Here is a 26,517-nt window from a genome sequence, read left to right as displayed (position 1 = left end):
TCACACCGCCTCCTGTTCCACCCAATGCGAGTACTCGCGGCGGTCGTTGGCGCGGAACCCGGTATCGATTTCGGTGCCCGACGGCAGTCGCCACCGGATCGCGAGAATGCCTTCGTGCGTCATCGCCTTGCCCGCGATCCCCCGCTCGGTGCGGATTTCGGTGATCGCCTCGTCGGGAATCCAGATCGGCAGGGCCCCGCTGCGCTGCAACATGATTCCTTCGGGGTAGCGCGTCAGCACGGCCTTGGCGCGGAAGCCCAGGTCGCCGACCACGATTCGGTCGTTCCAATGGGGGGCCAGCGTGGTGCCGACGTACAGGCCCTTGGTGGCGGACACGATCGCGGGCCCGACCGTGTCGGGAAGCGCGGGCAGTGTCCCGATCAGTTCGGCCTGACGTTCGGCGCGGCGGCGCCATCCCCGGATCATCGCCTGGATCAGCACCGCGATGAGCACGGCCACGACGGCCGCCATGATCAGCGATCCGACGAGCGTGGCTGTATTCATGCCGGACACTTCCCATCGCGCGCAGTCACCTTGCCGCGCAACAACGTCAGCGTGACCGCCGCGGGCAGTTCGAGCGCCTCATAGGGCGTGTTGGCCGAGCGGCTGGCCAGCGCGGAACCCTCAACCGTCCACGTCGCGTCCGGGTCGACCACCGTCAGGTTGGCCGGCTCGCCGATTTCCAGTGGCCTTCCCTGATCGGGCAGCCCGACGATTTCGGCGGGCCGCTCGCTCATCACCCGCGCGACGTCCCGCCAGCTCAGCAGCCCCGGGCGCACCATGGTCTCGACCACCACCGACAGCGCGGTCTGCAATCCGAGCATGCCGGGGCGGGCGACGGAGAACTCGCAGCACTTCTCGTGCTCGGCGTGCGGGGCGTGATCGGTGGCCACACAGTCGATGATCCCGTCCGCCAGCGCCTGGCGCAGCGACCGCGCGTCCGAGGCCTCACGCAGCGGCGGGTTGACCCGATAGCGCCCGTCGTAGGTGGCCAGCCGTTCGTCGTCGAGCAGCAGGTGGTGTGGGGTCACCTCCGCTGTGATCGAGATCCCCTGTGATTTCGCCCATCGCACGATCTCGACCGTGCCCGAGGTGGACGCATGGCAGATGTGCACCCGCGCACCGGCGTCGCGCGCCAGCAGCGCATCGCGCGCGACGATCGACTCCTCGGCCGCGCGCGGCCACCCGGCGAGGCCCAGCCGCGCGGCGTTGGGACCTTCGTGGGCAACGGCGCCGACCGTGAGCCGGGGCTCCTCGGCGTGCTGGGCGATCAGCACGCCGAGCCCGGTGGCGTATTCGAGCGCGCGGCGCATGATCAGCGGGTCGTGCACACAGATGCCGTCGTCGGAGAACATCCGCACCTGCGCGGCACCGCTTGCCATCATCCCCATCTCGGTGAGCTGGGCACCCGCCAGGCCGACGGTCACCGCGCCGACGGGGTGCACGTCGACCAGACCCACCTGCTGACCTCGCTGCCAGACATGGTCGGTCACCACGGGGCTGTCGGCGACTGGGGTGGTGTTGGCCATGGCGAACACCGCGGTGTACCCGCCCAGAGCGGCTGCGGCCGAGCCGGTTTCGATGTCCTCGGCGTACTCGCGGCCGGGCTCGCGCAGGTGGGTGTGCAGGTCGACGAAGCCGGGGAGCAGCACCTGATCGGTGGCGTCGATGACCTCGGAGGCCTTCTCGAGGCCGCCGGACTCCGCCAGGTCCGCGCCGATGTCGGCGATCTGCCCTTCGTCCACCAACACGTCGACGCGGTCGCCCTCGCCGTAGAGCCGGACCCCTCGTATCAGCACGCTCATACGCTGATCGCCTCTTTCTCGGCACCCACCAACAAGTGGAACAGCACCGCCATCCGGATATGCACACCGTTGGAAACCTGCTGCAGCACAGCCGATTGCGACGAGTCCGCGACGGAGAACGCGATCTCCATACCGCGGACCATCGGGCCCGGGTGCAGCACCACCGCGTTACCCGAAAGCAGCGCCTGGCGCTTCTCGGACAAGCCGTAGAGCACCGAGTACTCCCTGGCCGACGGGAAGAAGCCGCCGTTCATGCGCTCGGCCTGCACCCTCAACATCAGCACCGCATCGGCCAGCGGCAGTTCGGCGTCGAGGTCGTGCGAGACGGTGACCGGCCAGCCGGCGACACCGACCGGCAGCAGCGTCGGCGGCGCGACCAACACCACCTCCGCGCCGAGGGTGTGCAGCAGAAGCACATTCGAGCGGGCCACCCGGCTGTGCAGGACATCGCCGACGATGACCACCCGCTTGCCCTCGATGTCGCCGAGGCGCTGGCGGATGGTCAACGCGTCGAGCAGCGCCTGGGTGGGGTGCTCGTGGGTGCCGTCGCCGGCGTTGATGACCGCAGGACCGTGCCCGTCCTCGGTGGCCGTCCACTCGGCGAGTTGTTGCGGCGCTCCCGAGGCAGGGTGGCGCAGGATCAGCGCGTCGGCTCCGGCGGCCCGCAGCGTCAACGCGGTGTCGCGCAGCGACTCCCCCTTGGACACCGACGATCCCGAGGCGCTGACGTTGATCACGTCGGCGCTCATCCACTTGCCGGCGACCTCGAAGGAGACCCGGGTGCGGGTCGAGTTCTCGTAGAACATCGTGATGATCGTGCGCCCGCGCAGGGTGGGCAGCTTCTTGACCTCGCGGCCGAGCAGCGCCTGGCTGAAACGGTCGGCGTTGTCGAGGATCGCCAGCGCGTCGTCGCGCGACAGATCCGCCGCCGAGAGCAGATGTTTCACCTGATCGGACCTCCGTACGGCGCGATGGACACACGGTCGTAGCCGTCGTCTTCGGCCAACCGGACCTTGACGTTCTCGCTTCGGGACGTGGGCACGTTCTTGCCCACGTAGTCGGCGCGTAGCGGCAGCTCCCGGTGGCCGCGGTCGACGAGGACCGCCAGCTGCACCGCCTTCGGTCTGCCGATGTCGCGCAGCGCGTCCAGGGCCGCGCGCACCGAGCGGCCGGTGTAGAGCACGTCGTCGACGAGAATGACCAGCGACTGATCGACACCGCCCTCGGGTATCGAGGTCTCCTCCAGAGCGCGGGGCGGCTTGAAGTCGAGGTCGTCGCGGTACAGCGTGTTGTCGAGCGCGCCGTGCGGGACGACGACGCCGGAGAACTCCTTGATTTTCTCGGCGAGCCGGGTGGCCAGCGTCACGCCCCGGGTCGGGATGCCGAGCAGGACGACGCGGGGAGCCGTGGCGTCGTCGGGGGAACCGTCGAGTGCGGTCTTCTCGATGATCTGGTGGGCGATACGGGAAATGGTGCGGCCGACGTCCGCTGCGGACATCAGCTCCCGGTCGGTGCCCGACGAGCCTTCATGCGCGCCCAAGCGACTCTGACCTCCTTCTCCGCCTCTCTGGACGGCTCCTTAAAGGACGTCGAAACTGCGGGGAAGCTTAGCACCCGGACGACGGTGGTCCGTTCGCGCCACGAAGGCGACTGCCCACACCACCGTGTCAGTAGGCTTGCCGCGATGAAACTCGACGGCAACCACGCGTCCATCCGCGAGGCGATCGACGCCGGGCTCCTCGCCGGGGCGGTGACCCTCGTGTGGCACGCCGGCGAGGTGGTTCAGGTCAACGAGTTGGGGCACCGCGACGTCGACGCCGGGCTGCCGATGCAGCGCGACACGATCTTCCGCATCGCCTCGATGACCAAGCCGGTGACGGTCGCGGCCGCGATGAGCATTCTCGAGGAGGGCCGCTTCGCGCTCACCGACCCGATCGCCAGGTGGGTGCCCGAACTCGCCGACATGCATGTGCTTGTCGACCCGCGGGGTGAGCTCGACAAGACCACGCCTGCCCGGCGTCTCATCACGTTCGACGACCTGATGACCCACCGCAGCGGCCTGGCCTATGCCTTCTCGGTGCTGGGTCCGTTGAGCCGCGCCTACGGCCGGATGTCGTTCCGCCAGGATCAGGACCGCTGGCTGGCCGAGCTGGCCGCCTTGCCGCTGGCGCACCAGCCCGGTGACCGGCTCACCTACAGCCACGCCACCGACGTGCTGGGGATCGCGTTATCGCGGATCGAGGGCAAACCGTTGTCCGACATCTTGCGCGAACGGATCTTTGAGCCCTTACAGATGCCCGACACCGGGTTCTCGGTGGGCACGTCGCGACGACACCGCGCCGCGACGATGTACAAGCTCGACCAGAACAACACCCTGCAGCACGACGTGATGGGACCCGCACCGATCACCGATCCGCCGTTCTGCACCGGCGGTGCCGGATTGTGGTCGACGGTCGATGACTACTTGCGCTTTGCGCAGATGCTGTTGGCCGGAGGGACGCTGGACGGTGTCCGGGTGCTGTCAGAGGAGTCCGTGCGGCTGATGCGCACCGACCGCCTGACCGACGAGCAGAAGCGCCAGGACTTCCTCGGCGCCCCGTTCTGGGTGGGCCGCGGGTTCGGGCTGAACCTGTCGGTGGTGACCGATCCGGTGAAATCCCGGCCGCTGTTCGGCCCCGGCGGACTGGGTACGTTCAGTTGGCCCGGTGCGTACGGCACTTGGTGGCAGGCCGACCCGTCCGCAGATCTGATCCTGATCTACCTGGTCCAGAACCTGCCCGATCTCAACGTGGACATGGCCGCGATCGCAGGCAACACGTCGCTGGCCAAGCTGCAGAGCGCTCAGCCGAAATTCGTCCGCCGGACCTACCAGACGCTCGACATCTGAGCGTTTAGTCTGGCGGCATGACCCAGCCGACCGTCCTGATCAGTGGCGCCGGGATCGCCGGGCCGTCGTTGGCGTTCTGGTTGACCCGCAACGGATATCGCGTTGTCGTCGTGGAGGTCGCACCGGGCGTGCGGCCCGGCGGCCAGACGGTCGATCTGCGCGGCGCGGGCGGCGACGTCGTCGAGCGGATGGGGCTGATCGACCAGATGCGGGCCCGCGCGCTCGAACAGCGCGGCGCGGCCTGGGTGCGTTCCGACGGCAGCAGACGCGCCGAAATGCCGGTGACCGCATTCGACGGCAACGGTCTGGTGTCGAAGTTGGAGATCCTGCGCGGCGATCTGGTCGACGTGCTGTACCAGGCCACCCGCGACTCGGTCGAATACCGTTTCGGACAGCGGATCTCGGACCTTCGCGACGTCGGCGCGGGAGTCGAGGCGACGCTGGCCGACGGCACCGTGCTGACCGCCGACCTCGTCGTCGGCGCCGACGGTCCGCATTCGGCGGTGCGCCGCTTGGCCTTCGGCCCCGAGGAACAGTTCGTCAAGCCGATCGGCGGATACAACGCATGGTTCTCCGCGCCCGACAGCATCGGACTCGACGGCTGGTACCTGCTCTACCAGGCTCCCGGCGGCCTGAATGCCTCGATGCGGCCCTCCCACGATCCCGCAATCGCCAAGGCCGGCCTGGCTTTTCGATCCGAGCCGATTGAGTACGACCGGCACGACCCCGACCAACAGCGCCGGATCCTCGCCGAGCGGTTCGCAGGCGCCGGGTGGGAGTGCGACGCGCTGCTGGCCGCCGCCGACCAAGCCGACGACTTCTACTTCGATTCCTTCGCCCAGATCCACATGCCGTCATGGTCGACGGGACGCGTCACCCTCGTCGGCGATGCCGGATACTGCGCATCGCCGCTGTCGGGCATGGGTACGAGCCTCGCCCTTGTCGGCGCCTATCTTCTCGCGGGCGAACTGGGCCCGGCGGATTCGTTCGAGGCCGACGGCATCGCCGAGGCGCTGGCGCGGTACGAGTCGCGGATGCGCCCCTACGTCGACACTTGCCAGAAGTTGAACAACACCATCGACCGGTACGCACCGATGAAGGAGTCCGACATCGCGGTCAACGCGGCGGTGATGAAGTGGATGCAGCGCTGGCCGTTTCGACCGGTGGCCGCGCGGCTGTGGTTCACGACGGCCGACTCGATCGAGTTGCCGGACTATCGAGACTCCGTGGCCCGGTAATCGTCGGCGCGCTACTGCATGCTGCGCGACAGGACCCGCCCGAACTGCAACAGCCGCTGCATCTGCGCGAGCCCGCCGTTGTCGACGGACTTGTAGTAGCGGAACGACTCGCAGTAGACGTCGGATTCGGTGGCGGACTTCTGTCGTGCGCGGGTGATCAGTTGGGTGTACATGCGCAACCTGACCTCCGACAGGCGCCGGGCGCCGTCGTCGAGCACCTCGTACTCGGTAGTCAGCACGTGATCGGTGATCGTCGACAACAGGATCGTGCGCACCGAGGCGTTGAGCACGCGACGGTCGCGGTCGGTCGAGGACATCTCGTCGTCGGCGCGCCACATGATCAGCCGGTGCCCGTCGGTGAGGACGACCTCCTGCCACAGGGATTGGTCCTCCTCGCCCCACGGCTCGTCGATGTCGCCGCGCGACATGATGAACGACTTGATGATCGGCAGGTCCACCACCGACCGCAGTTGGTCGAGCGCGAGTTCGGGATCGCGTAGATACACCCTGGCCGCTTCGTCGACGCTGGAGTACGGCGCCCAGTCCTGCGGTGTGGGCATCGCCTATCCCCCGCTCCCCTCACCCCGCACGGCCGCAGCGGCGGCACGAATCTGTGGCGTCACGAGCATCACCTGACCCAGCACTCCGTTGACGAAACCCGGTGAGTCGTCGGTGGACAACTGTTTGGCGAGTTCGACCGCCTCGTCGACGGCCACCGGTTCGGGGACGTCCTCGGCGTGCAGCAGCTCCCACACCGCGACCCGCAGGATCGCGCGATCGACGGCAGGCAGCCTCTCGAGCGTCCAGCCCTGCAGATGGGAGGCGATCAGATCGTCGATGTGTGCGGCGTGCTCCGTCACACCACGGGCCACCGTCACCGTGTAGGGGTTGAGCGGCGATACGTCGGACTGGTTCTCGGCCAACGCATTTCGTGCATCGGCCACCTCGGCCGAGGTGAGCCCGCGCGCTTCGGCTTCGAAGAGCAGGTCGACGGCGCGCTTGCGTGCCTGATGCCTGCCCCGATCGCCCTTCCGGTCAGGCATTCACCCGACCCAGGTAGCTGCCGTCACGCGAATCGATCTTCAGCTTGTCGCCGGTGTTGATGAACAGCGGCACCTGGATCTCGGCACCGGTCTCGACGGTCGCGGGTTTGGTGCCCGCGCTGGAGCGGTCACCCTGCAGGCCCGGCTCGGTGTGGGTCACCTCGAGTTCGACGGTCACAGGCAACTCGAGGTAGAGCGGATTGCCGTCGTGGAAGGCGATCTGCACCGGCATGCTCTCCAGCAGGAACCCAGCGGCGCGGCCGACGAGGGACTCGGGCAGCGGATGCTGCTCGTAGTCCTCGGAATCCATGAACACGAAATCCGAACCGTCGCGGTACAGGTAGGTCGCGTCGCGCCGGTCGACCGTCGCGGTCTCGACCTTCACCCCGGCGTTGTAGGTCTTGTCCACGGTCTTGCCCGAGACGACGTTCTTGAGCTTGGTGCGCACGAAGGCCGGTCCCTTGCCCGGTTTGACGTGCTGGAATTCGATGATCTGCCAAAGTTGGCCGTCGATCACCAGGACGAGCCCGTTCTTGAAGTCGGCGGTCGTTGCCACGTTGGTAGTACTCCTTTGTCAGAGAATGGCCAGTTCCTTGGGGAACCGGGTGAGCAAGTCTGGAGCGCCGTTCCCGACGACGAGCGTGTCCTCGATGCGGACACCACCACGGTCGGGCAGATAGACACCGGGCTCCACGGTCACCGCGGAGCCAGCAAGCAGTGTACCGACGGAGGCCCCGCTGATTCCTGGCGCTTCGTGGATCTGCAGTCCCACGCCGTGGCCGAGGCCGTGGGTGAAGTTCTCGATGTAACCGGCGTCGGCGATGACCTGCCGCGATGCCGCGTCGACGTCCTTGCACGCGACTCCCGGCGCCAACGCCTCCCGGCCCGCCTTCTGAGCGGCGGACACCAACGCGTAGATCTCGCGCTGCCAGTCCGCGATCGGCGCGAGCACGAAGGTCCTGGTCATGTCGGAGTGGTAACCGCTCACCAACGCGCCGAAATCGATCTTGACGAAATCGCCGGCCGTCAGAACGGCATCGGTGGGCCGGTGATGCGGAATCGCCGAGTTCGGTCCGGCCGCCACGATCGTCTCGAAAGACGGACCGTCGGCGCCGTGTTCGAGCATCAGCCACTCCAGTTCGCGGGCGACCTCCTTCTCACTGCGACCGGCCCGCAGCCCACCGCGGTCGACCAGGTCTTGCAGTGCCGCGTCGGCAGCCTCGCAGGCCAGCCGCAGCAGTGCGACCTCGCCGGCGTCCTTGACTTCGCGCAGCGCCTCGACGGTCCCGGCGGCGCGCACCATGTCGATCTGTTCTCCAGCGGCCTTCTCCAGAACTGAAAAAGCATCGACGGTGACCACATGGCTCTCGAAGCCGAGCCGGCGCACGCCGTCGGCGGCGGCACGACCCGCCAGATGCGGTCCGCACGCCCGCTCGATGACGATTTCGGCGTCGGGCGCCTGCTGCCCTGCCTGCGTGCGATAGCGCCCGTCGGTCGCCAGCACCGGCGTTTCGTCGTCCGCCTTGATCAGCAGGGCGGCGTTGGAGCCGGTGAACCCGCTCAGATAGCGCACGTTGACCAGGTCCGATACCAACATGGCATCGATTTCGGATTTGGCCAGCCGCTCGCGCAACCGGCTCCGGCGCTGTGAAATAGTCACGGTCGATGACGCTACTCGCTAAGGTGAGGCCCCATGAGTAAGTGGTTGCTGCGCGGACTGGTGTTCGCGACCCTGATGGTGATCGTGCGATTGCTGCAGGGCGCGCTGATCAACGCGTGGGAAACCAAGGCAGGATTGATCAGCGTCGTGCTGGTCGTTCTGTTCGCAGTTGCGGTATTCATCTGGGGGTTCATCGACGGCCGCGCCGACGCCCGCGCCAACCCGGACCCGGACCGCCGCGGAGACCTGGCAATGGTCTGGCTGCTGGCCGGCCTGTTCGCCGGGATCGTCAGCGGCGCGGTGGCCTGGTTCATCTCGCTGTTCTACAAGGCGCTCTACGTCGAGGCGCTCGTCAACGAGCTCACCACCTTCGCGGCGTTCACCGCGCTGCTGGTGTTCCTGATGGCGCTCGCCGGGGTGGCCCTGGGCCGCTGGCTCGTCGACCGCAAGGCCGACCAGACGCCGCACCTGCACCGCGCCGGTGACGACGACCGCACCGACACCGACGTCTTCGCCGCGGTCAGTCAACCGGGCACGGACGACACCACCCAGACCGCACCCCGCGACGACCGGGTCTAGCTCTAGGCCCAGCGCTCCGTGAACCCGGACGAGTTCTGCACGTCCGACCAATGGAGCGTGTTGTCGTCCGCGTCGGCGAACTCCCAACTGGCCGGGGTGCTCGGCGGCTTCCTGATCACCGCGATCGCCCTGCTGTTCGACAAGAACAGCCGCGAAGGCGTGCACACGCTGGCGCTGTTCTCCTCGGCCGTCCTGGTCCTGATGCTCGACAGCTTCCTGTTCAGCTTGATCACCGGAACCCAGGTGCCAGACGGGGCGCGCCGGGCCACCTGTGCGATCGCCTGGACTCAGGGTGCGGTGTCGACCGGGATGCTGGCCGCGGGGGCGGCTGCGCTGTTCGGCGGGCTCGGCTGGATGCTGGCCAGCCACGCCGTCAACAAGATCAGCGACCAGGACCCCGCCGATGTGCGCGCGTATGGCTTCCTTGCCGAACTCGGCGGTTGGTTGACCTTCGCGGCCGCGATGACGGCGACGCTGATCGTGTCCGAGACCTCGATCGATTACCTGCGCTTCATGTGGGGGCACCGGCCCGCGGTGTGGGTCGAGGGCACCATCGTCGTCGCAGCCGCGGCATTCGTCATCGCCGATTTCGTGTTGGTGTACCTGCGCACCCGGGCGTTGCGAAAGTCGTTGGCCGACACCACCGAACCGACGCTCCTCGAGCTTCGGTCCATCCAGTTCGCCACGATCGGCACCGTGGTGCTCGCGATCTTTGGATCCTGGCTCGCCGTAAGCCTGGCCCGCATCCCCGAGGCCTGGCTCACGGCGCCGAACCCGGCGATCGTCGTCTGCGTGCTGATGCTCACGCTCGTGATGCCGACGGTGATCTCGACGGCGATCTGCTATTCGGTGGCCAGCACCGACGAACGCGGTTCCTCGCCGAGGCTGGCCAGATACCGCAGGGCCAACAGGTAACCCTGCACGCCGAGGCCGACGATCACTCCCGTGGCCACGGCGCTGAGGTACGAATGATGCCGAAACTCCTCGCGCGCGTGCACGTTCGAGATGTGCACCTCGATCAGCGGCGCGCGCAGTTCGCTGCAGGCGTCGCGCAGGGCGACCGACGTGTGGGTCAGCGCGCCGGCGTTGATGATCACCGGATCACCGGCGTCGGCGGCCGCGTGGATCCAGCCCAGCAGGTCGGCCTCGTTGTCACTCTGGCGCACAACGGCCTTCAGTCCGAGGGCATCGGCTTCGCGGTCGATGAGCGCCACCAACTCGTCGTGGGTGGTGCTGCCGTACACGCCGGGTTCGCGGCGGCCCAGCCGACCGAGGTTGGGGCCGTTGAGCACGAGCACGGTCTGGGTCATGACGTCACCGCCCTATTTCTGCGTAGGCCGCCGCCAGAAGTGACGGGTCAGGCCCTTCCAGGCGTCCGGGCTTGCCGAGCCCGTCGAGCACGACGAACCGCAGCACACCGGCGCGGGTCTTCTTGTCACCGGCCATGTTTTCCAGCAAGTCGCCGAACGCGTCGGGGTCATAGCTGACCGGGAGCCCGAGCGACGTCAGCACGGAACGGTGCCGCTCGGCGGTTTCGTCGTCCAGCCGGCCCGCGAGCCGGCCGAGTTCGGCGGCGAAGACCAGCCCCACCGAAACTGCGGCGCCGTGCCGCCACTGGTAGCGTTCGCGGCGTTCGATCGCGTGGGCGAGGGTATGGCCGTAGTTCAGGATCTCGCGTAGTTGCGACTCCTTCTCGTCGGCGGCCACCACCTCGGCCTTGACCGCGATCGCGCGGCGGATCAGTTCGGGAAGCACGGTGCCCGTCGGGTCGAGCGCCGCCTCTGGGTCGGCTTCGATCAGATCGAGGATGGTCGGGTCGGAGATGAAGCCGGCCTTGACGATCTCGGCCATACCGGCCACGAGTTCGTTGCGCGGCAACGTCTCCAGGGTCGCGAGGTCCACGAGCACGGCCGCCGGCTGGTGGAACGCGCCGACCAGGTTCTTGCCCGCGTCGGTGTTGATGCCGGTCTTCCCGCCGACCGCGGCGTCGACCATGCCGAGCAGCGTGGTCGGCACGTGCACGATGTCGATGCCGCGCAGCCAGGTGGCCGCGGCGAACCCGGCGACGTCGGTCGCCGCTCCCCCGCCCAGGCTGACGATCGCATCCTTGCGGCCGACCCCGATGCGGCCCAGCACTTCCCAGATGAACCCGACGACGGGCAGGTCCTTGCCCTTCTCGGCGTCCGGGATCTCGATGCGGTGTGCGTCGATCCCCTTGTCTGCCAGGGTGCTTCGTATGACCTCGGCGGTCTGCGCCAGCGTCGGCTGGTGCAGGATCGCGACCTTGTGCCTGCCCTCGAGCACGCGCTCGAGATCGCCGAGCAGTCCGGTGCCGACGATCACCGGGTAGGACGGGTCAACGCGGACGTCTATGGTCACGGGCTCAATCACGGTTGGCCTTCGGATTGCGGGCGGCGACCGCCGCCGGGGACGGCGGGGCCTCGGTACTGGGTTCGGCGGTCAGCTGCGACGGCCCCCTGCGCCACGGCGAGCGGCGCTTGCGTCGCGAGGAGTGGGAGTTCTCGGGGTTCTCGAGGCGGGCCACGATATAGCGCACCACCGCGCCGGGGTTGCGCCGGTTGGTGTTGACCCGCAGCGTCGCCACCTGCCGATACAGCGGAACCCGTTCGGACATCAGGGCTTTGAACTTCTCGCCGCGGTCGCCGCCCTCGAGCAACGGGCGCACGGTGCTTCCGCCGGTCCGGCGAACTCCTTCGGCGGCGCTGATCTCCAAATAGATGACCGTATGACCGGCCAGTGCCTCGCGCACGCCGGGTGTGGTCACCGCGCCGCCGCCCAGCGACAGCACACCCTCGTGGGTCCGCAGTGCCGAGCGGATGACCTCTTCCTCGATCCGGCGGAACTCCTGCTCGCCGTCGGTGGCGAAGATGTCGGCGATCGTGCGGCCCGTGGTCTCCTCGATCGCGGCGTCGGTGTCGAGCATTGAAAGGTCGAGCGCCTTGGCCAGCCGCCGCCCGATGGTGGACTTACCCGAGCCGGGCAATCCGACCAGCACTGCTCGGGGCGCCATCAGCCCGAAGCCTGGACCCGTTGCGGAGAGGGCTCACGCGTGCGCACCGCCCGCAGGTAGTTGTCGATGTTGGCGCGCGTCTCGGTCAACGAGTCACCGCCGAACTTCTGCAGCGCCGCGCGCGCCAGCACCAGCGCCACCATGGTCTCGACGACCACACCCGCGGCGGGCACGGCGCACACGTCGGAGCGCTGGTGGATCGCGACGGCCTCCTCACCGGTGTCCATGTCGACGGTGGCCAGTGCGCGCGGAACCGTGGAGATCGGCTTCATCGCCGCCCGCACCCGCAGCGGTTGGCCGTTGGTCATCCCGCCTTCCAACCCGCCCGCGCGGTTCGTCGAGCGCATGATGCCGTCGGGTCCCGGATACATCTCGTCGTGGGCGACGCTGCCGCGGCGGCGGGCGGTCTGGAAGCCGTCGCCGATTTCGACACCCTTGATCGCCTGGATGCCCATCACCGCGGCGGCGAGTTGGCTGTCCAGCCGGTTGTCGCCGCTGGTGAAGGAGCCCAGCCCGACCGGAAGCCCGTTCGCCACCACCTCGACGACGCCGCCCAGCGTGTCGCCGTCCTTCTTGGCCGCCTCGATCTCGTCGATCATCGACTTCTCGGCGGCCTTGTCGTACGCGCGCACGGGGCTGGCGTCGATCGCCGCGAGGTCGGCCGCCTGCGGCGGCGGGCCGTCGTAGGGGTCCGACGCGCCGATCGAGATGACGTGGGACACCACCTCGACGCCGAGGGCCTCCTTGAGGAATGCGCGGGCGATGGTGCCTGCGGCGACGCGGGCCGCGGTCTCGCGCGCGCTGGCACGCTCCAGCACCGGGCGGGCGTCGTCGAAGCCGTACTTGAGCATGCCCGCGTAGTCGGCGTGCCCGGGCCGAGGCCGGGTCAGCGGCGCGTTCCGCGCGCTTTCTGCGAGCTCGGAGGGGTCGACGGGGTCGGGTGCCATCACGGTTTCCCACTTCGGCCACTCGGTGTTGCCGATCTCGACCGCGATCGGGCCGCCGAGCGTGACGCCATGCCGGACGCCGGCGAGCATCGTGACCTGGTCCTGCTCGAACTTCATCCGGGCGCCGCGGCCGTACCCGAGACGTCGGCGCGCCAGTTGTCCGGCGATGTCGTCGGAGGTGACGCGCACGCCCGCGACCATGCCCTCGACCACGGCCACCAGGGCGCGGCCGTGTGATTCACCAGCAGTGGTCCATCGCAACACGCGTCCCATCTTCCCACGTCGGCCGTCTGACCCCGAATCAGGCGATGACCAGGCCGTCGAGGACGCGGGCGAGTTCGGCCGCGGCCTGACGGTGGGCGGCCTTCTGATCGGTCGAGCGCGCGACGATCATGGCCGCCTCGCAGATGGCTCCGAACAGGAAGTGCGCCAGCGGCCCGGGCGTGCGCTTGGCGATCCGCCCAGCGTCGACCGCACGAGCGATAGCCGCCTCCATCATGTCGAGCAGCGGGGCCTCCAGGCGCCGCATCTCCTCCCAGCCCAGCGCGGTGAACGCGTCGAGCAGCACGATCCGTTGCACCCCCGGGTCGAGGCATTCGTCCAGGAACGCCCGGCAGCCTGCCCCGAAGGCGTCCCACGGATCCTTCTTCCGCGCGTAGGCACGCTGATAGGCCTCGGCCAGCGGCACCGCGATCCGCTCGACCTCGCCCGTGAAGACCGCCTCGAACAGGCCGCGCTTGCCGTCGAAGTGGTGGTAGACGGCGCCCTTGGTCACCTGCGCCCGGGCCGCGACGGCGTCGAGCGAGGTCGCCTCGTAACCGTCCTCGGCGAACAACGCGCGCGCCGCGTCGACGAGCGCGGAGACGGTCGCCTCGGTGCGCTCCGCCTGGGTGCGCTTCGCGCCCTTCATCGCCACGGGCGAACGATAACCGGACAGCGCGTACCGGTTCACAACACTTGATAGACCCGGTAGTCGACGTGGTCGGGCGAGAGGATGTTGTAACCCACCGCGACGATTCCGCCGAGCCATGCATACCGCTCGTCGGCGGTGGCGAATCTCGGCGTGGTCCGCACGTAGGTCTCGCCGAAACCGAGTACCTCCCCGCGCGCCAGCCGGTCGAGGCCGTCGGCGGGAACGTTGATGATGCCCGTGCTCTCGAAGTGGATGAGCACGCCGTCGTGCGTGCGCAAGGTCGCGCGGACGTCGACCCTGCCGCATCCGTCGTCGCCGACGAGCAGCCAGTCGCCACCTCCGGGTAGTACCTCGCCGCGCAGCCGCGGCCCGTTCACGCCCCCGCCTTTGGCGACGAACGTCAGCCGCATGCCGGTTGCGGTCGGAATCGGTTGTGCCGGAAGCAGATCAACGCTGATATCGAACAGGTGCTTCACGGGCAGCGCGTCGACGAGTGGCAGTTGGTCGACCGCCGCTGTCGCAGTCACGAGGGATTCCCGCTCATCGTCGCCATCAACTGCGCGGAGTCGATGAACGAGTCCTTGCGGGCGACCAGCCCGTCGGGTGATACGACGACCACGTCGAGGCAGTCGAACCGCACGTCACCGGAGATCAACACCCAGTCGAGCACCCAGTGGGCATTGCCGTAGAGGACGCGGTTGATCTCGAACTCGAAGTCTGGGAATTGTTCGAAGACACCGGCGAACGCCTCCCGCGCGGCGTCGCGGCCCACCGCGGGCTCGACATCCACGTGGGTCCAGAACCGGGTGTCCGCGGTGTGCAGTTCGGCGATCGCGTCAGGATCGCGAGCCGCCCATGCGGCGAAATACCGCTCGGAGATGGCCTTCAGGTCAAGGTCTGCATTTTGCATACTCATAGTATGTACTAACCTACTCTGAGTATGCAACTGCAGTTGTTCTGAATCCAACACAGCCGTTACGCGGGCGAAACACCGCGACCGCACAGTTCTTCCATGGATTCAAGATCGGCATTGACGGTGAGCATCGGCGTGCTCGGCGGACTCGCGGTGGCCCTGACCGCGGAAGTGATCACGGTTCCGATCTGGGTGGTCTTCCTGACGTGGGCCTCCTTCTTCTTCGTCGGTGGCGGAATCGGCGGATGGGTGCGCTCGCTGGCGAGCAATCTGGCCGGCGTCCTGATCGCGTCGGCGAGCCTGTATGCGGGCCACCTGTTGGGCGGCAGCCTGTTGGCGGTCGCGGTGGCCGTCGGGATCGGCAGCGCGGTGATGGTGCAGGCGTCCTGGCTACCGCTTCTCTCGACGACGCCCGCGGTGGTGGTCGGTTTCGCGAGCACGGTGTCCACGGTGGCCGGGACGGGCAACGCGATCACCGTGACGTCGATATCGCACCCGGGCCTGGTCGCCGCGATGGCGTGTGTACTCGGGGCCTCATTCGGGCTGTTGAGCGAGTACGTCGCGAAGGTGTTGACCCGCGAGCCCGAACCCAACCATGCAACCCCGGAGATTGCACCGACTACGGAAGGCAGCCCCGCGTAATGAAACTGCAGCACTACCTCGGCGGCCTGGAGGGGCTGCCGGAACCGCTCAACCTCGAGAAGCGAGTCTTTGTCGAAGAGTGGGAGAAGCGGATCTTCGGTATCCACGTCGCGATGATGGGATTGTCGAACCACCTCGGTTCGTCGCTTCCGCGGTATCCGATCGACGAGGTGCCGACCGCGTTCAAGGACGAGTGGACATGGGCCGACCTGCGCACCGGCGCCGAGGCGATGAACCCGTTCGACTACTTCAAGTTCCGCTACTACGAGAAGTGGCTGGGCGGTATCACGCAGTTCTTCATCGATAAGGGCTACGTGACCGAAGACGAATTGGCCGCGCGTGAAGAGGAATTGGGTGCCGAAACCACCCCTGCCGTCGGCGATCCGGTGCCGGCGATCGACGACCAGGTCGTCGACTATCTGCGTCGGGGCGACAGTCCCCGCCGCGACGTCGCGCACCCGAAGTTCGCCGTCGGCGACTCCGTGCGCATCACCAACGTCCCCGCCGCCGCCCACACCCGCCTGCCCGGCTATCTGCGTGGTCGCGTGGGCACCGTGGAGCGGATCTTCGAGGGCGACTACGCGTACTTCACCCACACCGGTGACGGCATCGGTGACCCGATGCCGATCTACATCGTCGCGTTCGACCCGCAGGTTCTGTTCGGTGAGCGCGCCGAGGACGGTCCGCTGACCATCTACGCCGAGCTGTTCGAGGCCTACCTGGAAGGAGCGCGATGAGCGACCAGTTCTACTACCCCGAGGATCGCGAGCTGTCCAGCGCCGCCAAAGTCGCTGCGCTGGAATCTCTTCTGATCGAGAAGGGCGTGATCACGAGTCAAACCGTGGACAAGGTGTTGTCGTACTTCGAATCAGAGATGACACCGCTGAACGGACGCAAGATCGTCGTGAAGGCATGGACCGACCCGGATTTCGCGGCTCGCGTCGTGGTCGACACCCCTGCGGCCATCGCTGAACTCGAGCTGCCCGAGGGGATGGCCGGCGCCGAGGGCGAGCATCTGCAGGCCGTCGCCAACTTTCCCGGTGTGCATAATTTGGTCATCTGCACGCTGTGTTCGTGCTTCCCGTGGCCCGTGCTCGGTCTGCCGCCGTACTGGTACAAGGACCCGGTGTTCCGTGCTCGGGCGGCGCGCGAGCCACGCAAGGTCCTCGCCGAGATCGGCGTCGAACTGCCCGAGGACACCGAGATCAAGGTCTGGGACAGCAGCGGACACTCACGGTGGTTCGTCATCCCCGAACGCCCATCCGGCACAGACCAGTTCACTGATGAGGAGCTGATGGAACTGGTCACCACCGAATCGATGATGGGCGTGGCCCTGGCGGGGCCGGCCTCATGAACCTGCACGAGACCTGCACCACCGACCAGGCCGCCCCGCAGTTCGACCACGACTGGCAACGGCGTGCGTTCGGTCTGGCACTGGCCCTGTCGGAATTCCGCCACTTCGATTGGAGTGACTTCCAGCAGAGCCTGATCGAGACGATCGAGCGGTGGGAGGAGACCCCAGAAACCGACCGCGGCGACTGGCAGTACTACGACCACTGGGTCAGCGCCCTGGAGAAGGTGATTCACGACCACCATCTGCTGACCGCGCCCGCCCGTGTGACCGGAGACAACCATGACTGAGGCGACCGCCACCCGCATCGACGTCAGCGCACTGGCCGCCATCGCGTGGCTGACCGGTACGGCGTTCCTGGCATTGATGGTGCTGTATGTCGTCGGCCTCGACCAGGGCGCGACGTCGATCTTCGGCTCGGACACCCACATCCACGAGTTCGTGCACGACGCCCGCCATCTGCTCGGATTCCCCTGTCACTAGGACACCGCGAGCGCCGTCGCCGTCGCCGCGGCCAGACACATCGACAGGCCGTGTGGGACAGTGCTTTCCCTGCGGCACATCATGGCGACGACGGCCCACGTGGCCGTCACCAGCGGTGCGGTAAGCGCGGCCATGGCCCACACGTCGACACCGAACGAACCGGTCAGCGCTCCGAGACCGATGGCGAGTTTTACGTCGCCGGCGCCCATCGCCGCAGGCGCGAGCAGGTGCACCGTCAGGTACACGAGGAACAGCGCCGAGGAGCCGATCAAGGCGGCAACACCGCGCCCCGCCATGAACGCGACCGCAACGATCACCAGCGCTCCCGGCAGGGTCAGCCAGTTGGGCAGCCGGCGCGCCGTGACGTCGAACACGCTCAGCGCCACCAGCCACACGAACGCAACGACACCACAGACCCCCGCCCCCACAATTGAAGGCTAACGGCGTTGCAGCGCCGCCCTCATCACTTCCTTGGGCGCGGGCATTCCGGACGACACCGCGCCTCAACAGGTCTCGACGACAGTGATGGCGAGCAACCGTCGCAGCGGGATCACGAACTGCTCACCATCGGCGTCGAGATGAACCGCTCCGTTGCGGCCGGGCACCGGAACGCCACACACCGAACCTTGCGAGGTCGTCACTTCTATCTTGGGTGCGATCGGCGCCTCGCTGCGCGGCTGCGGCCACCACCAGGTCAACGCCGCCACCGCGGTCAGCGCGGCCGCGGCGAACGTGAACGTGATCCCCACGCGCAGACGCGAAATGGTGGCGGGACCAAGACGAGGCTGCCCGATGACGGGGTGTGCGATGGTGGCGACGAGAAAGATCCCCGTGACAGCCAGCACGAACCCGGCGAACGCGCTCACAGCTCCGATCTCCTGCAGCCACTGCGGGCGGCTCTTACCCGAATCATCACCGGTGAGAACGCCGCACAGGCCGACGAAGCCCAATACGGCAAGCTGAAGTGTCTGCCACTCGCGCGCCGACTCTTGAACGCGGTTGTCGTACTGGTACGGCATGCCCACCGTGATCCTCCTGGTCGCGGTTACAGCGCGAACGCCAAAAACTGGGTCACTTCGAACGGCTGGAAATTGTCGTCGCTGACCAGTACGACGGATCGGCGGCCGTCGGGTAGCACAGGGCCCTGAGTGATTCCTTCGACGTTGTCGAGCGCCTTGAGCTCGTCGAGGGCGTTGAGGTCGACGACCAGCGACTTGGCCATCGGTGTCACCGATGCTTCGTTCAACGACGACAGCCCCAGCACATCCGTGGCGTGGCCGAGGTCGGCGCGGTAGAGCGCGACCGCAACGGCATGGGGAAGGTTGGCTGCGCGTTCGATGACGAGCAATGAGCTCTCCGAGAGGGCCAGGATGTCGGGCACACCGTTTCGTCCGGTTCGCGGTGCCGCCCGTTCCACTTGATAGACGTACTGCGCGACGGCCGTCCTCGACTCGACGTCGAATTTCGTGATGCGGATCTGCCCGGCTGTCTGTTCGTCTGCGGTGGGGCCGTCCTGGTACAGCGATTGCTCCATGGCCGCGAACAGGTGACGGCCGTCGGGCGTGAGCGTCAGCCCCTCGAGCACCCCGTTGCGACGAGGCCCGCTGGTCTCGTCCGCCGATAGGGCCGACCCGGGCGGCATGACGAATTCCCCTCGATACGTGCCGTCGAGGCCGGCAACCCTGATCCAGGGTTGCAACAGCCCCGCCGGGCCCTTGTCGTCACCGTCGGCAACGAATCCTTCGGAGGTCCAATACAACTGCTCGCGGGCACTGTCGAAGGCGATCGCCTCGGCGTCGGGAGCCAGCACCGGTGGATGGACGGACATGTCGTTGGGACGGAAGGGTCGTCCCGATTCATCGAGCAGGTCCTGCTTGCTGACGAAGTGACCCCCGTCGATTCCACCGTCGGAGACGTTCAGCCGAACGCTGTAGAACCGGACGTTGCCATGGTCGGCTTTGTCGTCGCTGATCGTGTAGTACAGGTCGCGCTCCTGGTCGTAACTGATCCCGGAGAGACCTCCGATCAGGGTGCTGTCGAAGACCGCGCGGTGAGACACCTGCCACTGACCCAGGTACTGCGGCGCCGAGGCATGGGCAACAGGCGGCGTCGCGGCAAGGATCGCTGCCATGGTCACCGAGAGAGCGGCCTTGCCGACTGAGTTCATACCCTTACCAACGCCAGACCGGGCGATCAGGTTCACAATCGCGGCAGACCGGGTCAGTCGAGCGCCGCGGCCATCGCCTCTTTCGGCGCCGGCATCCCGGTGAAGAGTTCGACCTGCGCGAACGCCTGGTGCAGCAGCATCTGCAGACCGCTGATCACCTGTCCACCGGCGTCCTGCACAGCGGTGGCCAGCGGGGTCGGCCAGGGATCGTAGATCGCATCGAGCAGCAGCGGGACGACGGCCAGCGGGGGGGCATACGCCGCGGCCAAGTCCGCCGGAATCGTGTTGATCATCAGGTCTGCGTCGGCCGCCGCCGCGGCCAATCCGGTTCCATTGATGTCCGACCACCGCGCCTCGGCACCCAGCCGCGTCGCCAGATCCACCAGGGGGGCGGCCTTGTCCGGGTTCCTGGCCGCCACCGTGATCCGTCGGACCCCGAGTTCGGCCAGCCCGACGACCACCGCCGGCGCCGTACCCCCGGAGCCGACGACGATGCCGTGGGCGGCCGCCACGCCCTCCAGAGCGCCCGTCACACCGTCGATGTCGGTGTTGTCCGCGCGCCAACCCGCCGGTGACCGGACCAGTGTGTTGGCCGAGCCCACCAATTCCGCACGGGAGGTGCGCTCGTCGGCGACCGCGAGCGCGGCGAACTTGCCGGGCATCGTCACCGACACGCCCACCCATTCCGGCCCCAAACCGTCGACCAGAGCCGGCAGCTGCTCGGCCGTGCACTCGATGCGCTCGTAGGTCCAGTCGTCCAGGCCCAGGGCGCGATAGGCCGCGAGGTGTAGTTGCGGTGAACGGGAATGAGCGATCGGCGACCCGAGCACCGCAGCCTTACGGCCGGGGCTCACCGCGCGGAGTCGAGCACACCGTTGCGCCGGGCGAGCTCGATGTTCGCGAGGTGTTGCGGGTAGTCCCGGGTGAACAACGTCGTACCCTGCATGTCGATGGTGACGAAGTACAGCCAATCCCCTGGCGCGGGATTCTCGGCAGCAGTCAACGCCGCGGTGCTCGGCGAACAGATCGGTGTCGCCGGAAGGCCGGGACGCACATAGGTGTTCCAGTCGTTGCGCTGGGCGCGGTCGGCGTCTGTGGTGGCCACCTCGATGCGATCGAGCGGATAGTTCACCGTCGAGTCGAACTCCAGCGTGCGGTTCTCGGCCAGCCGGTTGTAGATGACGCGCGCCACCTTCGCAAAGTCCTCCGGTGTCGACTCCCGCTGCACCAGTGAGCCGACGATCAGGATCTCGTAAGGCGACATGTCCATGGCCGCGGCCGTTTCGAGCAGTCCACCGTTGGCGTATTGCGTTGCGCTGGTGGAGATCAGATTCGTCAGGATCTCCTGCGGCTGTGCCGACGGGTCGATGTTCCACGTCCCCGCGGCGATCAACCCCTCGAGGCGGCGGTGGTCGTCACCCATCGCCTGGACGGGCCCGACAGCCCAGTCGGCCACACCGAGCGACGCCGGCGCCGCCGTCGCGGCCACGTTCTTCAGCGCGTCCGCGGATACGCAGTGCCGATCACCGTCGAGGTCGACACATGTCGCTCGGGAGATCAGGGTGAGGATGCCCTCGGTGACCGCGTTGGTCTTGACGTCACGCACATCGTCGAGCTGGCGCCCTTCGGGGATGGTCAGCTTGCCGACCCGGTTCTTCGGATCCGACAGTCGCGCAACGGCGTTGGCGGCCGGGATCTCGGTCCGCATCTTGTAGAAGCCCGGTTGGATCGCCGATATCGCGTCGTTGCCTTCGGCGGCGTCGACGAACACGCTCGCGGTCGCGACGATGTTGTGCTCCTGCAATGTCTTGCCGATCGCTGTCGTCGAGTCGCCGTCATGCACCTGGATCACGACATCCGCGACGCCGTCACCGGTGAAGTCGTTACCGCCGAACAGTGAGTGCCACATCTTGGAACCCAGGAACACCGCGCCGATGACGACCACGATCAGCAGGCCGACGGCCAAGCCACCCGCCCACCGGCGCTTGCGCCGGTTGCGCGCCGCGCGGATGCGCTCCGCGCGGGTCATCCGGCGCCGCGGCGGGCCCACCGCAACCGGTTCGGCCCGCTCACCGCTCCAATGGTTAGTCATCCCCGACCTCTCCATGCGCGGCAACGTGCTCATCCGCTCCTCGCGTGCGCGCCGCTTCGCGCCGCTGGTCCAACCAGTTCTGCAGAATGCCCACCGCCGCCGCTTGGTCGATCACCGAGCGCTGCCCTCTGGCGCGGACACCGGCATCTCGCAGCGAGCGTTGCGCCACCACCGTAGTAAGTCGTTCATCGGCCAGTCGCACCGGTGTCGGCGCGATCCGTGCGGCCAATTCGTCAGCCAACACGACGGCGTCCCGAGCCGAGGACCCCGATCGATCGGCGAGCGTGCGCGGCAACCCCACCACGACCTCGACCACATCGAGGTCCTTGACCAACCCGGTGAGCCGGCGGATGTGCCGGTCGGTGCGGTCGCGACGGACGGTCTCGACCGGAGTGGCCAGGATGCCGTCCGGATCGCTGGCGGCCACGCCGATCCGCACGCTGCCAACGTCGATGCCGATCCGGCGGCCGCGCCCCGGATCCGGCGGGTTCAGTGAATCCCCCGGCCGATCCGGTCGACGGTCGCCTGGTTCCGCCTGCGAGTGCGACTCGTCGCCCGTCGGTGTGGAATCCACGCCGCTAGCCTCGGTCGATCTCTGCGCGGAGCGCGGCCAGCGCCGCGTCGATTCCTGCCGCCCCCTTGCCGGAACCCTGTGCCAGATCGGGCTTTCCGCCGCCGCGACCGTTGACGGCCGCACCCAGCGTCTTCACCAGATCGTTGGCACGGAACCCGAGGTCTTGCGCGGCTGGGTTGACCGCAACCACGAACGGCACGCTGTCGTTCTCACCCTCGGCGATCAGCGCGACAACGGCGGGATCGCTGCCGAGCTTGCCGCGGACGTCGCCGACGAGCGTGCGCAGATCACCGGCCGACATCCCACTGGCCATGCGCTGCGCCACCAGACGGACCTTACCGACAAGTTCCGCGCCCGCGGCGGCATTCGCTGCCGCGGCGCGGGCATTGGCCAGGCGCAACCGGTCCAGTTCTTTCTCGGCCGCGCGCAGCCGCTCGACCAGGTTCGCCACCCGCGCAGGCACCTCGTCGGAGGGCACCTTCAACGTCGAGGCGAGCCCGGCCATCAAGGCCCGTTCCTTGGCCAGGTGGCGAAACGACTCGAGGCCGACGTAGGCCTCCACCCGGCGCACGCCGGAGCCGACCGACGACTCACCGAGGAGGGTGACCGGACCGATCTGCGCGGAGTTGTGCACGTGGGTGCCGCCGCACAGCTCCAGCGAGAACGGTCCGCCGATCTCGACCACGCGGACCTGTTCGGGGTACTGCTCGCCGAACAGCGCTATGGCGCCCATCGCTTTGGCCTTGTCCAACTCTGTGGTGAACGTGTGCACCTCGTGGTCGGCTTCGACCGCCTCGTTGGTCACCTCTTCTATCTGGCTGCGTTGCCCCGCGGTCAACGGACCCTGCCAGTTGAAGTCGAAGCGCAGATATCCGGGCCGGTTCAGTGAGCCCGCCTGCACGGCGTTGGGCCCCAGCACCTGCCGCAGCGCGGCGTGCACCATGTGGGTCCCGGAGTGGCCCTGCGTGGCGCCGTGGCGCCACTTCGGGTCGACCGCGGCGACGACCGTGTCGCCCTCGACGAACTCGCCGGACTCCACGTGGACACGGTGTGACCACAATGTCTTCGCGATCTTCTGCACGTCGGTGACTGCCGCCCTGGCCGCGGTGGAGGAGCCCGATCCGCTGATCGTGCCCTCGTCGGCGATCTGGCCGCCGGACTCGGCGTAGAAGGGGGTGCGGTCGAGGATCAGCTCGACGCGGTCCGGCGGCGGGCCTCCACCGTTGTGCGAGACGACAGGCACCCGTTCACCGTCGACGAAGATTCCGAGAATCCTTGCCTCGGAAGTCAACTCGTCGAAGCCGGTGAACTCGGTCGGACCGGCGTCGACGAGGTCGCGGTACGCCGACAGATCCGAGTGCGCCTGTTTGCGCGCCGCGGCGTCGGCCTTGGCCCGTTGCCGCTGCTCGGCCATCAGGCCGCGGAACCCGTCCTCATCGACGGACAGGCCGTGTTCGGCCGCCATCTCCAGCGTGAGCTCGATCGGGAAGCCGTAGGTGTCGTGCAGCGTGAACGCATCGGCGCCGGACAACACCGTGGCTCCCTTGGCCTTCGTGGCGCCGGCCGCCTCGTCGAACAGCCGGGAGCCGGAGGCCAGTGTCCGGTTGAACGCGGTCTCCTCGGCCACGGCGATGCGTTGGATGCGGTCGAAGTCGGCGACCAGTTCCGGATACGACGGGCCCATCGCGTCGCGCACGGTGGTCATCAGGTCGGCCATGATCGGTTGTTCGACGCCGAGCAGTTTCGCGGAGCGGATGATCCGGCGCAGCAGGCGGCGCAACACGTATCCGCGGCCCTCGTTGCCGGGGCTCACGCCGTCTCCGATGATGATCGCCGCCGTGCGGCTGTGGTCGGCGATGATGCGGTACCGCACGTCATCGGTGTGGCTGCCCTGCCCGTAGCCGCGCGGCGCGTGCGCGGCCACCAGGTCGATGGCCGGACGCAGCAGGTCGGTCTCGTAAACGTTGTCCACGCCCTGCAGGAGGCAGGCCACCCGCTCGACGCCCATGCCGGTGTCGATGTTCCTGCGCGGCAGCGGACCGAGGATCTCGAAGTCTTCCTTGGAGGTGCCCTCGCCGCGCTCGTTCTGCATGAAGACGAGGTTCCAGATCTCGATGTAGCGGTCTTCGTTGGCGATCGGGCCGCCCTCGACGCCGTACGCGGGGCCCCGGTCGTAGTAGATCTCCGACGACGGCCCGCACGGCCCCGGGATGCCCATCGACCAGTAGTTGTCGGCCATGCCGCGGCGCTGGATGCGCTCGGCCGGCAGCCCTGCCACCTCCTGCCACAGGGCCATCGCCTCGTCGTCGTCGAGGTAGACCGTGGCCCACAAGCGCTGCGGGTGGAGCCCGTAACCGCCTTGTTCGACCGGGTTGGTGAGCAGCGTCCACGCGAACTCGATGGCGCCCTTCTTGAAGTAGTCGCCGAACGAGAAGTTGCCCGCCATCTGGAAGAAGGTGTTGTGGCGGGTGGTGATGCCCACCTCGTCGATGTCGGGTGTGCGGATGCACTTCTGGATGCTGGTGGCCCGTTTCCATGGCGGGGCCTGCTGGCCCAGGAAGTAGGGCACGAACTGGACCATGCCGGCGTTCACGAAGAGCAGATTCGGGTCGTCAAGGATTACCGAAGCGCTCGGCACCTCGGTGTGGCCCGCCTTCACGAAGTGATCGAGGAAACGCTTCCTGATCTCGTGTGTCTGCACGTCTGATACATCCTTGAAGTTTCGCTGATACCTGCGACTATTCGACCGCACTACAGTACCGGTCCCGGTTGTCACGCCGAAAAGACAACGAAGGGGCCGCGTCGGCAGTGCCCAGGCCAGACTCGGTCGGCTGTCACCGACGTCACGTCAAGCGTCGATGAAACTCAGCCGGACCTTGCGCTGCGGATTGTCGCGGTTGAGGTCGACGAGCACGATGCTCTGCCAGGTGCCGAGCAACGGCTCACCGTTCTGCACCGGGATGGTCACCGACGGCGACACCAGGGCGGGCAGCACATGGTCGGCGCCATGGCCTGGCGAGCCGTGGGAGTGCCGGTAGCGATCGTCGCGCGGGAGCAGGTTTTCGAGGGTGTCGACGAGATCGTCGTCAGAACCCGCGCCCGTCTCGATGATCGCCACACCCGCCGTGGCGTGCGGGACGAAGACGCTGCACAACCCGTCGCCGCGGCGGCCGCAGAACGAGCGCACGTCGTCGGTCAGGTCGATGATGCGGCGCTGACCGGTCTCGATGTTGAGCACGTCGGTATCCACATCATCGAGGGTACGAGTCGAAGGCCGACGTGGCCGATCCGTTTATTGACGTCGGTGTCGGGGTATGTCAGCTGCACCCCGAGACCCTGGAGGAACCATGACCGTCACCGGAGTTATCACCGCGATTCTCATCGGCGCAGTGGTCGGCGTGCTCGCCCGCCTGATCTTGCCCGGCAGGCAGCCCATCGGCATCATCGTGACCGTTCTCGTGGGCATCGTCTCGGCGCTGATCGGCACGTGGCTCGCCAATGCGCTCGGGCTGCCGACCGCCACCGCAGGCGTCGACTGGATCGAATTGCTCTGCCAGGTCGTCGTCGCCGTGATCGGCGTGGCGCTGGTGTCCGCGCTCATGGGTCGTCGGCGCACCGGCGTGACGGGCGGCCGTCGCGGCGGCGTCCTGCGCTAGCGAAAACCACCCAGGCGATCCCGGCTGCGCCCCCCGGCAGCCGGGATCGCTTCTGTCACAGCGTCTTCAGTAGTTCGTCGAGTTTCTCGTAGCCCTCGGTCATCCCGCCCTCCATACCGGAGGACAGCAGCGCGTCGCGGGCCTCGACGGTTGGGCAGATCGACCGCCCACGCAACCGGCTGCGGCCGTCGCCCAGATCCTCGAACCACAGGTACTCGATGTTGACCTGATCCGGTGCTCCGTCGAACTCGAACGTCTGCAGGATGAACTCGTTTTCCCGGACGGTGTGAAACGTGCCGTTGAAGCTGTATGCGCCGCCCTGGTCTCTGCGCACGTAGCGATATCCGCCGTGGCTCTTGAAACTCCACTCCTCGATCGTCATCTCCAGTTCGCGGGGGCCGAGCCACTGCTTGATCAGATCGGGCTCGGCGTGTGCGCGGAAAAGGGCGTCCACGGGAGCGTCGAACTCCCTGGTGAACTCCATGGCCAAAGTGTCCACGGGGGCCGTGAGATCCAGTGCGTTGCTCATCTGTCGG

Annotated in this window: 33 protein-coding genes and 1 pseudogene; 10 read left to right on the top strand and 24 right to left on the bottom strand. The window is 67.6% G+C overall.

Annotated features, from left to right (window positions below):
* From AU192_RS09075 to pyrR, 4 genes are read right to left on the bottom strand one after another with little or no spacing between them, the layout of a single operon-like run.
* Complete coding sequence (locus tag AU192_RS09075) at positions 1-504, bottom strand: PH-like domain-containing protein (protein ID WP_064395629.1); 504 nt, start codon at positions 502-504, stop codon at positions 1-3.
* A complete protein-coding gene (locus tag AU192_RS09070; RefSeq protein WP_064395442.1) occupies positions 501-1,805 on the bottom strand; it encodes a dihydroorotase in 1,305 nt (434 codons plus the stop codon). The genes AU192_RS09075 and AU192_RS09070 overlap by 4 nt, the downstream gene beginning before the upstream one ends.
* On the bottom strand, positions 1,802-2,752 hold the full coding sequence (locus AU192_RS09065) for an aspartate carbamoyltransferase catalytic subunit (protein WP_064395441.1): 951 nt from the start codon (positions 2,750-2,752) through the stop codon (positions 1,802-1,804). The genes AU192_RS09070 and AU192_RS09065 overlap by 4 nt, the downstream gene beginning before the upstream one ends.
* Complete coding sequence (pyrR, locus tag AU192_RS09060; RefSeq protein ID WP_242656925.1) at positions 2,749-3,303, bottom strand: bifunctional pyr operon transcriptional regulator/uracil phosphoribosyltransferase PyrR; 555 nt, start codon at positions 3,301-3,303, stop codon at positions 2,749-2,751. Before pyrR ends, AU192_RS09065 begins: the two co-directional genes overlap by 4 nt.
* Before the next feature lie 186 nt (positions 3,304-3,489).
* Here pyrR and AU192_RS09055 point away from each other — a divergent pair, with 186 nt between their 5' ends.
* The gene (locus AU192_RS09055) at positions 3,490-4,692 is read left to right on the top strand and encodes a serine hydrolase domain-containing protein (protein WP_064395439.1); all 1,203 of its coding nucleotides are present in this window, start codon (positions 3,490-3,492) and stop codon (positions 4,690-4,692) included.
* Between the two features lie 17 nt (positions 4,693-4,709).
* The gene (locus AU192_RS09050) at positions 4,710-5,930 is read left to right on the top strand and encodes an FAD-dependent monooxygenase (RefSeq protein WP_064395438.1); all 1,221 of its coding nucleotides are present in this window, start codon (positions 4,710-4,712) and stop codon (positions 5,928-5,930) included.
* 11 nt (positions 5,931-5,941) lie between these two features.
* Here the strand turns inward: AU192_RS09050 and AU192_RS09045 are convergent, their stop codons facing one another.
* Genes AU192_RS09045 through AU192_RS09030 form a run of 4 tightly spaced genes read right to left on the bottom strand, consistent with a single transcriptional unit; the run spans position 5,942 to position 8,633 of the window.
* The gene (locus AU192_RS09045) at positions 5,942-6,490 is read right to left on the bottom strand and encodes a hypothetical protein (protein WP_064395437.1); all 549 of its coding nucleotides are present in this window, start codon (positions 6,488-6,490) and stop codon (positions 5,942-5,944) included.
* 3 nt (positions 6,491-6,493) lie between these two features.
* A complete protein-coding gene (gene nusB, locus AU192_RS09040) occupies positions 6,494-6,973 on the bottom strand; it encodes a transcription antitermination factor NusB (protein ID WP_064395436.1) in 480 nt (159 codons plus the stop codon).
* The gene (gene efp, locus AU192_RS09035) at positions 6,966-7,529 is read right to left on the bottom strand and encodes an elongation factor P (RefSeq protein ID WP_064395435.1); all 564 of its coding nucleotides are present in this window, start codon (positions 7,527-7,529) and stop codon (positions 6,966-6,968) included. The genes nusB and efp overlap by 8 nt, the downstream gene beginning before the upstream one ends.
* Before the next feature lie 18 nt (positions 7,530-7,547).
* Complete coding sequence (locus AU192_RS09030; protein ID WP_064395434.1) at positions 7,548-8,633, bottom strand: M24 family metallopeptidase; 1,086 nt, start codon at positions 8,631-8,633, stop codon at positions 7,548-7,550.
* A 33-nt stretch (positions 8,634-8,666) separates the two neighbouring features.
* Between AU192_RS09030 and AU192_RS09025 the strand changes: the two genes are divergently transcribed.
* Both AU192_RS09025 and AU192_RS09020 read left to right on the top strand, forming a co-directional pair.
* On the top strand, positions 8,667-9,212 hold the full coding sequence (locus tag AU192_RS09025) for a B-4DMT family transporter (protein ID WP_064395433.1): 546 nt from the start codon (positions 8,667-8,669) through the stop codon (positions 9,210-9,212).
* An 18-nt stretch (positions 9,213-9,230) separates the two neighbouring features.
* Complete coding sequence (locus AU192_RS09020; protein ID WP_064395432.1) at positions 9,231-10,127, top strand: hypothetical protein; 897 nt, start codon at positions 9,231-9,233, stop codon at positions 10,125-10,127.
* On the opposite strand, the gene aroQ is transcribed toward AU192_RS09020, so the two are convergent.
* From aroQ to AU192_RS08985, 7 genes and pseudogenes are all read right to left on the bottom strand, one after another.
* Entirely contained in the window at positions 10,055-10,522 is a 468-nt protein-coding gene (aroQ, locus tag AU192_RS09015) for a type II 3-dehydroquinate dehydratase (RefSeq protein WP_064395431.1), read from the bottom strand. The two genes, AU192_RS09020 and aroQ, sit on opposite strands and share 73 nt — an antisense overlap.
* A 4-nt stretch (positions 10,523-10,526) precedes the next feature.
* Entirely contained in the window at positions 10,527-11,603 is a 1,077-nt protein-coding gene (gene aroB / locus AU192_RS09010) for a 3-dehydroquinate synthase (protein WP_064395430.1), read from the bottom strand.
* Positions 11,604-11,718: 115 nt separating this feature from the next.
* Positions 11,719-12,243: pseudogene (locus AU192_RS09005) on the bottom strand (shikimate kinase); the annotation flags it as partial.
* The gene (gene aroC / locus AU192_RS09000; RefSeq protein WP_064395628.1) at positions 12,243-13,454 is read right to left on the bottom strand and encodes a chorismate synthase; all 1,212 of its coding nucleotides are present in this window, start codon (positions 13,452-13,454) and stop codon (positions 12,243-12,245) included. The pseudogene AU192_RS09005 and the gene aroC, both read right to left, overlap by 1 nt.
* Positions 13,455-13,491: 37 nt before the next feature.
* Complete coding sequence (locus AU192_RS08995; RefSeq protein WP_064395627.1) at positions 13,492-14,100, bottom strand: TetR/AcrR family transcriptional regulator; 609 nt, start codon at positions 14,098-14,100, stop codon at positions 13,492-13,494.
* 38 nt (positions 14,101-14,138) lie between these two features.
* Positions 14,139-14,630, bottom strand: coding sequence for a DUF3237 domain-containing protein (locus tag AU192_RS08990; protein WP_064395428.1), 492 nt, complete (start codon positions 14,628-14,630; stop codon positions 14,139-14,141).
* Entirely contained in the window at positions 14,627-15,013 is a 387-nt protein-coding gene (locus AU192_RS08985) for a nuclear transport factor 2 family protein (RefSeq protein ID WP_064395427.1), read from the bottom strand. Before AU192_RS08985 ends, AU192_RS08990 begins: the two co-directional genes overlap by 4 nt.
* Before the next feature lie 102 nt (positions 15,014-15,115).
* On the opposite strand from AU192_RS08985, the gene AU192_RS08980 reads away from it, so the two are divergent.
* Genes AU192_RS08980 through AU192_RS08960 form a run of 5 tightly spaced genes read left to right on the top strand, consistent with a single transcriptional unit; the run spans position 15,116 to position 17,492 of the window.
* Positions 15,116-15,658, top strand: a complete 543-nt coding sequence (locus tag AU192_RS08980) for a DUF1097 domain-containing protein (protein ID WP_064395426.1) — start codon at positions 15,116-15,118, stop codon at positions 15,656-15,658.
* A complete protein-coding gene (nthB, locus tag AU192_RS08975) occupies positions 15,658-16,395 on the top strand; it encodes a nitrile hydratase subunit beta (protein ID WP_064395425.1) in 738 nt (245 codons plus the stop codon). The genes AU192_RS08980 and nthB overlap by 1 nt, the downstream gene beginning before the upstream one ends.
* Entirely contained in the window at positions 16,392-17,012 is a 621-nt protein-coding gene (gene nthA / locus AU192_RS08970; RefSeq protein ID WP_064395424.1) for a nitrile hydratase subunit alpha, read from the top strand. Before nthB ends, nthA begins: the two co-directional genes overlap by 4 nt.
* Complete coding sequence (locus tag AU192_RS08965; RefSeq protein WP_064395423.1) at positions 17,009-17,299, top strand: nitrile hydratase accessory protein; 291 nt, start codon at positions 17,009-17,011, stop codon at positions 17,297-17,299. Before nthA ends, AU192_RS08965 begins: the two co-directional genes overlap by 4 nt.
* Positions 17,292-17,492, top strand: a complete 201-nt coding sequence (locus tag AU192_RS08960; RefSeq protein WP_064395422.1) for a CbtB domain-containing protein — start codon at positions 17,292-17,294, stop codon at positions 17,490-17,492. Before AU192_RS08965 ends, AU192_RS08960 begins: the two co-directional genes overlap by 8 nt.
* Here AU192_RS08960 and AU192_RS08955 read toward each other — a convergent pair.
* From AU192_RS08955 to AU192_RS08920, 8 genes are all read right to left on the bottom strand, one after another.
* Positions 17,489-17,920 (bottom strand): prepilin peptidase, encoded by a 432-nt coding sequence (locus tag AU192_RS08955; protein WP_064395421.1) that lies wholly within the window; start codon positions 17,918-17,920, stop codon positions 17,489-17,491. The two genes, AU192_RS08960 and AU192_RS08955, sit on opposite strands and share 4 nt — an antisense overlap.
* Before the next feature lie 75 nt (positions 17,921-17,995).
* On the bottom strand, positions 17,996-18,517 hold the full coding sequence (locus tag AU192_RS08950; RefSeq protein WP_064395420.1) for a hypothetical protein: 522 nt from the start codon (positions 18,515-18,517) through the stop codon (positions 17,996-17,998).
* Between the two features lie 20 nt (positions 18,518-18,537).
* Positions 18,538-19,659 carry an esterase-like activity of phytase family protein gene (locus AU192_RS08945; RefSeq protein ID WP_064395419.1) on the bottom strand — a complete coding sequence of 374 codons (1,122 nt, stop codon included), beginning with the start codon at positions 19,657-19,659 and terminating at the stop codon, positions 18,538-18,540.
* A 53-nt stretch (positions 19,660-19,712) separates the two neighbouring features.
* Positions 19,713-20,513 carry a shikimate dehydrogenase gene (locus AU192_RS08940; RefSeq protein WP_064395418.1) on the bottom strand — a complete coding sequence of 267 codons (801 nt, stop codon included), beginning with the start codon at positions 20,511-20,513 and terminating at the stop codon, positions 19,713-19,715.
* Complete coding sequence (locus tag AU192_RS08935; RefSeq protein WP_174522770.1) at positions 20,510-21,751, bottom strand: endolytic transglycosylase MltG; 1,242 nt, start codon at positions 21,749-21,751, stop codon at positions 20,510-20,512. Before AU192_RS08935 ends, AU192_RS08940 begins: the two co-directional genes overlap by 4 nt.
* On the bottom strand, positions 21,744-22,325 hold the full coding sequence (ruvX, locus tag AU192_RS08930) for a Holliday junction resolvase RuvX (RefSeq protein WP_064395416.1): 582 nt from the start codon (positions 22,323-22,325) through the stop codon (positions 21,744-21,746). The genes AU192_RS08935 and ruvX overlap by 8 nt, the downstream gene beginning before the upstream one ends.
* A 4-nt stretch (positions 22,326-22,329) precedes the next feature.
* Entirely contained in the window at positions 22,330-25,026 is a 2,697-nt protein-coding gene (gene alaS, locus AU192_RS08925; protein ID WP_064395415.1) for an alanine--tRNA ligase, read from the bottom strand.
* A gap of 147 nt (positions 25,027-25,173) precedes the next feature.
* Positions 25,174-25,575 carry a secondary thiamine-phosphate synthase enzyme YjbQ gene (locus AU192_RS08920; RefSeq protein WP_064395414.1) on the bottom strand — a complete coding sequence of 134 codons (402 nt, stop codon included), beginning with the start codon at positions 25,573-25,575 and terminating at the stop codon, positions 25,174-25,176.
* A 97-nt stretch (positions 25,576-25,672) separates the two neighbouring features.
* Here AU192_RS08920 and AU192_RS08915 point away from each other — a divergent pair, with 97 nt between their 5' ends.
* Positions 25,673-25,981, top strand: a complete 309-nt coding sequence (locus AU192_RS08915) for a GlsB/YeaQ/YmgE family stress response membrane protein (protein ID WP_064395413.1) — start codon at positions 25,673-25,675, stop codon at positions 25,979-25,981.
* 55 nt (positions 25,982-26,036) lie between these two features.
* On the opposite strand, the gene AU192_RS08910 is transcribed toward AU192_RS08915, so the two are convergent.
* On the bottom strand, positions 26,037-26,510 hold the full coding sequence (locus AU192_RS08910) for an SRPBCC family protein (RefSeq protein WP_064395412.1): 474 nt from the start codon (positions 26,508-26,510) through the stop codon (positions 26,037-26,039).
* Positions 26,511-26,517 lie beyond the last annotated feature (7 nt).

It is taken from the genome of Mycobacterium lehmannii, from assembly GCF_001499925.1.
Lineage (GTDB): Bacteria > Actinomycetota > Actinomycetes > Mycobacteriales > Mycobacteriaceae > Mycobacterium > Mycobacterium lehmannii.
This window is presented reverse-complemented; position numbering and strand designations above follow the sequence as displayed.

Bases quoted from the DNA above. Each gene is read 5' to 3' on its own strand.
- AU192_RS08915 (WP_064395413.1), top strand. From the start codon at position 25,673: ATGACCGTCACCGGAGTTATCACCGCGATTCTCATCGGCGCAGTGGTC.
- AU192_RS08980 (WP_064395426.1), top strand. From the start codon at position 15,116: ATGGATTCAAGATCGGCATTGACGGTGAGCATCGGCGTGCTCGGCGGA.
- aroQ (WP_064395431.1), bottom strand. From the start codon at position 10,522: ATGACCCAGACCGTGCTCGTGCTCAACGGCCCCAACCTCGGTCGGCTG.
- AU192_RS08945 (WP_064395419.1), bottom strand. From the start codon at position 19,659: ATGAACTCAGTCGGCAAGGCCGCTCTCTCGGTGACCATGGCAGCGATC.
- nthA (WP_064395424.1), top strand. From the start codon at position 16,392: ATGAGCGACCAGTTCTACTACCCCGAGGATCGCGAGCTGTCCAGCGCC.
- AU192_RS08935 (WP_174522770.1), bottom strand. From the start codon at position 21,751: ATGACTAACCATTGGAGCGGTGAGCGGGCCGAACCGGTTGCGGTGGGC.
- AU192_RS09055 (WP_064395439.1), top strand. From the start codon at position 3,490: ATGAAACTCGACGGCAACCACGCGTCCATCCGCGAGGCGATCGACGCC.
- nthB (WP_064395425.1), top strand. From the start codon at position 15,658: ATGAAACTGCAGCACTACCTCGGCGGCCTGGAGGGGCTGCCGGAACCG.
- pyrR (WP_242656925.1), bottom strand. From the start codon at position 3,303: ATGTCCGCAGCGGACGTCGGCCGCACCATTTCCCGTATCGCCCACCAG.
- AU192_RS08910 (WP_064395412.1), bottom strand. From the start codon at position 26,510: ATGAGCAACGCACTGGATCTCACGGCCCCCGTGGACACTTTGGCCATG.
- AU192_RS09075 (WP_064395629.1), bottom strand. From the start codon at position 504: ATGAATACAGCCACGCTCGTCGGATCGCTGATCATGGCGGCCGTCGTG.
- AU192_RS09025 (WP_064395433.1), top strand. From the start codon at position 8,667: ATGAGTAAGTGGTTGCTGCGCGGACTGGTGTTCGCGACCCTGATGGTG.
- nusB (WP_064395436.1), bottom strand. From the start codon at position 6,973: ATGCCTGACCGGAAGGGCGATCGGGGCAGGCATCAGGCACGCAAGCGC.
- AU192_RS08965 (WP_064395423.1), top strand. From the start codon at position 17,009: ATGAACCTGCACGAGACCTGCACCACCGACCAGGCCGCCCCGCAGTTC.
- AU192_RS09045 (WP_064395437.1), bottom strand. From the start codon at position 6,490: ATGCCCACACCGCAGGACTGGGCGCCGTACTCCAGCGTCGACGAAGCG.
- AU192_RS08960 (WP_064395422.1), top strand. From the start codon at position 17,292: ATGACTGAGGCGACCGCCACCCGCATCGACGTCAGCGCACTGGCCGCC.
- AU192_RS09050 (WP_064395438.1), top strand. From the start codon at position 4,710: ATGACCCAGCCGACCGTCCTGATCAGTGGCGCCGGGATCGCCGGGCCG.
- AU192_RS08985 (WP_064395427.1), bottom strand. From the start codon at position 15,013: ATGCAAAATGCAGACCTTGACCTGAAGGCCATCTCCGAGCGGTATTTC.
- AU192_RS08995 (WP_064395627.1), bottom strand. From the start codon at position 14,100: ATGAAGGGCGCGAAGCGCACCCAGGCGGAGCGCACCGAGGCGACCGTC.
- AU192_RS09070 (WP_064395442.1), bottom strand. From the start codon at position 1,805: ATGAGCGTGCTGATACGAGGGGTCCGGCTCTACGGCGAGGGCGACCGC.